This is a genomic window from Actinomyces oris (assembly GCF_001937445.1).
Classification (GTDB): domain Bacteria; phylum Actinomycetota; class Actinomycetes; order Actinomycetales; family Actinomycetaceae; genus Actinomyces; species Actinomyces acetigenes.
Genome location: NZ_MSKS01000053.1, coordinates 1 through 1,887 on the forward strand (window position 1 = coordinate 1; position 1,887 = coordinate 1,887).

Annotated in this window: 1 protein-coding gene and 1 tRNA gene; one reads left to right on the top strand and one right to left on the bottom strand. The window is 63.1% G+C overall.

The genetic code is table 11. The features are described from left to right. Positions 1-38: 38 nt before the first annotated feature. A tRNA-Gln gene (locus tag BKH20_RS12695) sits at positions 39-110 on the bottom strand. Between the two features lie 855 nt (positions 111-965). Here BKH20_RS12695 and BKH20_RS12705 point away from each other — a divergent pair. Further along, positions 966-1,802 (top strand): serine/arginine repetitive matrix protein 1, encoded by an 837-nt coding sequence (locus BKH20_RS12705; RefSeq protein WP_081381375.1) that lies wholly within the window; start codon positions 966-968, stop codon positions 1,800-1,802. Positions 1,803-1,887: the final 85 nt, after the last annotated feature.

The following is a 1,887-nucleotide window of genomic DNA, read 5'->3' on the forward strand; positions in this document are numbered from 1 at the left end:
GGCCACTAAACGATGGGGGCTACAGATCGTCAGATCCGCTGGGGTACCAGGACTCGAACCTAGAATAACTGAACCAGAATCAGTCGTGTTGCCAATTACACCATACCCCAAAGGGCCTCACCCCGGAACGGATCACGTCCGAGGCAGCGGGCAGTAATCTACACGCCCATCCCCACCCCATCAAATCGCCAGGAGGTGAAGACCGACACATAGCAGGAGCCTCAGGCACCTCCCCCCTTCATTCTCCCGATCACGGCCTCACAAGACCCCGGCAACCAGCATCGCACCCCTTTCTGAACGCCCACAACCGAGCGGGGCTCCAGAGGCATCCCCTACACTCCCATCTAGTTCCTACTCACCCCCACCCTCCTGGGAGGCAATATGCCCACCCGCATGCGACACCGTCACCGTGTAGGTCACGGCCCCTGCAGCACTCGCCTCCTCACTCCTGGACTGACCCTGATCGCAGCCCTCCCCCTCAGCGCCTGCGGCCCCACCCGCAAGAGGCAGCTGACCGTCGAGCCCGCCGGCGCCCCCACCACGGCCGGCCCCTCCAGCTCGGACACACCGTCCACGACACCAACCCCGACACCATCGGCAACATCTTCCGCAACAGCCTGGACGGCCCCGAACGTCACAATCTCCAACGACACCACCGGCACGTGGCACCGGCAGGACGACATACTCGAACGACCGGTCGCGACATCATCAGAAATCAGCCAGGCCTACGACTTCGACGCAGGAGGCTGTCTAGCCATTATCTTCTACAAAGCAAACCAAACAATTCACGACGAAGGAAGAAGGGGTGGAGACAACCTCTCCTCCTCCACCGAGGTGCAGGAGACGATGTCGAACCACAGCTCTTTCTCGAGTGCACCCCGGACAAACTCGCCTCCGCCGATACATGGCACCAGTTCTTGTTCTCGACACGAGTGGCAGGACTCGATGCTGGGGCCATGGGATAAATGAGTCCCGGTACCGAGTCACAGCACCTTCCCTCCTCCTTCCTCACCACCAGGAGAGCCGCATTGCCTCATTCAGCACAGCACCATCGCCAGATACTCCTCGCCCGCACCCCCTCCAGGACTCGTCGCCTCGCCCTGGGAATGTGCCTCGCAGCCAGCCTGGCGCTGAGCGCCTGCGGCCCCGCCCACAAGGGGCAGCTGAGCGTCGAGCCCGCCGGCGCCTCCACCGAGGCCAGCGAATCCAGCTCGCCCGCGCCCTCCAAGTCACCGAGCCCGACCGCCTCAGCGTCAACGCCCTCCCCCTCGGCAACGACATGGACGGCACCGAGTGTCACGGTCTCCAATGAGGACTCGTCGGTCTGGACGCACGACGACGAGCGCATCAAGAAGGACTCGGCCGGTCCTAACGGGACTATTGACGGATACACGGTCAACGCCAACCCCGCCTGCTTCGGCTATATTTCCACGACCGCCGAGGAGAGGTACTACAACCTCCGAGGAGTCGGGGACGACATTCAGTCCAAGGCGGCTCTCAAGAGTCAGCAGACGATCTTCTCCGATTATCAGACGACACAGGGTCCAAACCCGGTGGACGCCGTCCGGGACGACAGCGGGACCTTGCCGGGCTATGAGGAGACCTTCTCCGTGACCGTCAACTTCTCGGACGCACCCAACACGCCCATGGATGGATATCGCTTCGACAGGCGAGTGGGAGAGAAGGGGTTCGCTGTCGAGGTCATGCTGCTGTGCCCCCAGGGCTCCCTCATCGGGCTGGATCAGTGGCACACGATTCTGGGAGGCATCCGGCTCCAGGGAATCGACGCCGGAGCCATGTAATCGGCCAGCGCGGCCCGCAGAAGAGCGGGACGGCTGGTGCGGTCCTGCACTCGGCTTTGCACTCACTGAGCCGGTGGGGTCGGGA